Annotated in this window: 4 protein-coding genes and 2 pseudogenes; 1 reads left to right on the top strand and 5 read right to left on the bottom strand. The window is 51.6% G+C overall.

Features of this window, described 5'->3' with window-relative positions:
- Window positions 1-218 (top strand): annotated as a pseudogene (locus A3A5_RS41465) (IS256 family transposase); the annotation flags it as partial.
- Between the two features lie 45 nt (window positions 219-263).
- Here the strand turns inward: A3A5_RS41465 and A3A5_RS0113045 are convergent.
- The 5 genes and pseudogenes from A3A5_RS0113045 to A3A5_RS40275 form a co-directional block, all read right to left on the bottom strand.
- A pseudogene (locus A3A5_RS0113045) lies at window positions 264-682 on the bottom strand (helix-turn-helix domain-containing protein); the annotation flags it as partial.
- Window positions 683-1,054: 372 nt separating this feature from the next.
- Entirely contained in the window at window positions 1,055-1,984 is a 930-nt protein-coding gene (locus tag A3A5_RS41460) for a class I SAM-dependent methyltransferase (RefSeq protein WP_081623896.1), read from the bottom strand.
- On the bottom strand, window positions 1,981-3,333 hold the full coding sequence (locus A3A5_RS0113040; RefSeq protein WP_026200728.1) for an STM4012 family radical SAM protein: 1,353 nt from the start codon (window positions 3,331-3,333) through the stop codon (window positions 1,981-1,983). The genes A3A5_RS41460 and A3A5_RS0113040 overlap by 4 nt, the downstream gene beginning before the upstream one ends.
- A gap of 99 nt (window positions 3,334-3,432) precedes the next feature.
- Window positions 3,433-3,630, bottom strand: coding sequence for a hypothetical protein (locus tag A3A5_RS0113035; protein WP_018311011.1), 198 nt, complete (start codon window positions 3,628-3,630; stop codon window positions 3,433-3,435).
- Between the two features lie 13 nt (window positions 3,631-3,643).
- Window positions 3,644-4,153 (bottom strand): hypothetical protein, encoded by a 510-nt coding sequence (locus tag A3A5_RS40275; protein WP_018311010.1) that lies wholly within the window; start codon window positions 4,151-4,153, stop codon window positions 3,644-3,646.
- Window positions 4,154-4,478: the final 325 nt, after the last annotated feature.

The following is a 4,478-nucleotide window of genomic DNA, read 5'->3' as shown; positions in this document are numbered from 1 at the left end:
CCTTCGCGACTGTGCGTCACCGCACGACGCGCACGCGAAATTGTGTGTCACGAGCGACCTTCCTTGGCTTGGCCTTCAAGCTGATCGAGGAAGCCGAGAAAACCTGGCGCCGCATCAACGGTGCCGAACATATCGAACTGCTCCTGAAGGGCATCCCCTTCAAGGACGGTGCGCCGGCGCAAGACAATCCGCCGGATCAGCAGAAACTCGTCGCCTGACGACCGGCCACGATCAACCTTCGTACACCAGATTTGACTTTATCTCCCCAGGGGTAGCATCGGCTGCGTGCGCTCCAGTGCCTGGCACTGGCTCTTCTCGTCGACGCACAGAACCAGCGCATTGTCAGGCGGACTCAGGTACAGACCTACCACGTCGCGCAGCTTCTCGACAAAGAAAGGGTCGGTGGACAGCTTGAAGCTCTCGGTAAGATGAGGCTGCAGCCCGAAGAGCTGAAGTAGCGCTGCACGCTGCTCTTGGAGATGCCTGTCTCGGCCGCGACGGAACACACGCTCCAGTGTGTCGAGCCGTTGGGCGGCTTGGTATGCAAAGTGGTTTGGATCAACTGCGCCGGCCCGGCACGCCGCAAATAGTCCCAAACCGTCGTCGGCGACATGCTCAGCGCACTGGCAATTTCCCGCTTAGATCGCCCGCACTCAAGGTGCAGACGCAATACCTCTCTGATTTGGCGCATGAATAACCTCTTGTTCGGAAATTGGCATCTCTCGACGAAACGAAATCGTCGAGAGTGCCATGGTTATCCATCCGGCGGGATTTTCTACCCCCGGCAAGGTGATCGGATTCCCGTAGAATCCATGGCCGCTTTGCCGTGGAATCGCCGGTCGGATTCGAGTGGAATCAGTGGTCGGCTTGGCGTGGAATACGCAGACAATCGTCACGGCACGATTATTGTGACCGGCGACGCTAGAAAAACATCGATCATAATAACTATGACTATGCCCCCTCGACAAAGGCAATTTACGCCCGTCAACTTGACAGAGCCAAATTAGCAGATACTTTGTTTTACGGAATGTCAAAAAATGGAGGAATGGCTGGATTATTCCGTAGGATAGTTGCTAGAGCCCCGCAACGAAACTGGTGACGTAAAATACTCGTATTTACCCGTCAAAATGCTCTGTGTGAATTGGAGTCCGTGTTTCCCAAAAATCCAGTCTTCAACCACATAGTTGCCCGTCAGCTCCGTAGGAGACGTCATGTTCCACCCTGGCATTTCAATCCGATTGACGTGTCTCGGACGAACACCCATCGACTTGACTGCGGTAGCGTCGGCTCCAAGGGGTATACTGTCGAACAAGATTAAAGGAAGACTGTCGCTGTTCGAAAGATCGATCTTCGTCAACCCGAACTGCTCGACCGAGTTTGCTTTTCTCGAGAGAAACTTCTCAACGGCATGCACATGCGTCGGAATACCCGGATGGGAATCCCACTTCGCGTAGAAATCGGAACGAAGAATCTGCCAGTCCGCATATTGCGAGTCGAGATCGCCTCGGTCAAACGAATTGGCATGTCGACACTCGTGCGGAACTGGATAGCGAGGAATTCCAATAAACGATGTGAAGTTGTGAAATCCGCCCGGCTTAGTCCGTTGCCTCATTTCCCGAAGCAAGGGAATCCACACGTCTTTCGTCACGAAATGTAGCGACGAGTGCGCCAAAGCTAGGTTATAATTTTCATCCGGTACGAAATCCTCGATCCGTCCCTCGATCACATTGATGTTCAACGAATAACGGTCAGCAATCGAACGAAGTTTCTTTACGGCGCTCGAGGAAAGTTCCAAGGCGGTCACCTTGTGTCCCCTGAGCGCAAGAAAGAGCGCATTTCTGCCTTCACCACATCCGATGTCTATAACAGTCGAGTTTCGTGGTAGAAACTGTTCAATTTCAAATACCTCAACACTCGGTCCGCCCATCGTCCACACTTTCGCGTCCGAATAACCTTTCTCCCAAAATCGCTCACTGTTGCTCATCGTGGAACATACCTTTCTTCCAAGGTTTTCACATGGTTCGAGAAAAGATGGTGCGCGACCAAATTACTGTATTTGTAACCCTTCTTTGTCAATCGAATTTTGTCATTGGACAGTGGCTCGATGCACCCCTCAGCCTCGAGTGCATCAATCACGTCCGAAAAATCGGAATACAGATTCCGGCCAAACTGTGATGAATAGTATGCCCCAGAAAGTTGGTTCAACGTAAGGTTGAGGATGAAATATCTCAAGCGCTCTTCGTAAGCATCAAGAACAATCCCGTACCTCACCATGCTATGTTCGGTGATTTCGAGGTTCAAATAATCTTCAATGGCCTTGCTGACCTCCTTGAGGTCGACCGCGTAGTCGAAGCTGTAGTGGTATTTTCCGTTGTAGCTTCTTGCGCCCGCTCCAATTCCGATCATCGGAACGCCGAGAAAGTCGGAAGTCTCTTGGGCGTACGCGCTGGTATTCTCTGGCAGACGGGTGAACCTAGTGAAGGACTCTTGTCGGTATCCATTCATTTGCATGAACTCGACATTGCTATCGTAAATCGCATACTTGTTTTGGTCGTCGATGTATCGCTCCCGATGCAATCGCTGCTGCTTATGAATCGCTGTGAGAGGTCGGCTAACTGCGGGATACAGTGAGATAGTCAATGGACCTGATGAAACGATGTGGCGGAGCGAATTTTCCCAGCTTTCGTAGGTCTGACCTGAAAGGCCGTAGATGAGATCCAGATTGAAATTTTCGAAACGCTTTCGGATATTTTCTACCGCAGGGATTGTTGTCGAAACCGGGTATGGGCGACCGCTGGCCTTCAGCTCAGCTGAATCCATGGTTTGGATACCCATACTGATTCGGTTTACGCCTTGGCTTTTCAAGAAATCGAGAAGTTCCTCGGACATCGAGTCGGGAGAACCTTCGACACATAGCTCAGCAGAGGACGCAATATTTGGGAATCCATGTTGAATCGATGAAAAAATCTGCCCGAATTGTTTTTCGTTTAGAATAGTCGGGGTTCCGCCGCCAAAATACACAGATACAACAGCCTTCCTTCCGGTGTACGTCGCATAAAATTTGATTTGATCACATATCTTATCAACATAATTTTGTATTATGTCCTCTGTATGTTGGGTCGTTAGAAATAACGTACAATAGGTACACCGGTATCTGCAAAATGGTATATGGATATATATTGAAACTGGCCCACGATCACCGGTGTGCCATACTTCCGTAATACCGATATTATTTAGATCTTTATACGATCTTTTCGAAGGATAACTATATACATACGACTTTAAGTGATTGTTACTTATAGAATGTCGAATTAAATCCGCGATTTGCTGCATGCTTTTCTCCAATCACTTCTGTATTTTGCAAGGATGGATGTGACGCGAAACTTGAAGTTAAGGGTACTCTGACCGGCGAGAGCGCCGAAATATAGAGGGCTACTTATGCAAGAGCGAGTAGAATTGCTGGACGGGAGAGAGTGCCCTACCGCCATCGTTCATCTGGGCTTTGCGAATCAGGCGCAGCTGGTCGAGCGTTAATGTAGGGTCGTCCATGACGGGGTCATACCCGACGGTCTCGACATACCAGGCCAGGCATTGAGCCTGGCTCATCGTTGTGAAGCCTGGATTGCTCATAGCGTCTGCTCCTTTACATTCTCATAGCTGGCGCGTTTTTGGCCGCGTCTTTCCAGAACACATTGAGCTTGCTCAGCTTCTCCTGTGCTGTGCGACAAAATTCGTCGAAGTCGCCAGGTGAATGCGCCTCCAGACGGTCCACTTCCGTCCGGAGGTGTCCGACCCCCTGTTCGAAATCATCGCGAATGCCCTTCATAACGCCGTGGATCGCGCTGGATGTGTCGTGGCTGATGACACTCGCCGCTTTGGCGGCATCCTGTGTCTCCTGCAGCGCGCGAAAGCTCGCCACGAAGGCCTTAACAAGTGCCTTCACGGAAGCGGAAGCCGCGCGCTCTCCGGACACCGAGTCATCCACAACTGCGGCAAAGGCTTGCGTCGTTGCGGCTATCGACTCGACCGCCGTCTGCACGCGCCCGCGCCGAAATGCCGCGATGGCATCTGCAGGACTTGGCACAACGCCTTTTGGCTCGCTGGCAATCTGGTTGTCGTTCATGTGCTCGGCAATCGTTGTTGTCACGATCATGGTCTGTGATGGCTTAGTTCTTGCCGCTGCCTATCGGGCATTCGTGCTCTGTGCGCGCAAAAGCTGGGCCTCGATGAACAGCCCGATCTTGGACTTCGGGGGAATGCTTGATCTGCTTGTTCATGGCTCCATTCTCGCAAGAGTTGGAGCCTCCTCAAAACCCGGGGCGATTCAGTGCCGTCTTACGGCGAATCTCGTCGAACATCCAGTCGATCTCATTCAAGTAGATGTTCGCGGCGAGTGGGCTGAATGGGCCACCTTGCGGCACCCCAACTTTGCCCGCTGCTTTGATAACCTGCTTGACCAAGTGCATGACCTGGGGATC

This window comes from Cupriavidus sp. UYPR2.512, assembly GCF_000379565.1.
Lineage (GTDB): Bacteria > Pseudomonadota > Gammaproteobacteria > Burkholderiales > Burkholderiaceae > Cupriavidus.
Note: the sequence above shows the minus strand (reverse complement) of the source record. Positions and strands in the feature narration are given on the sequence as shown.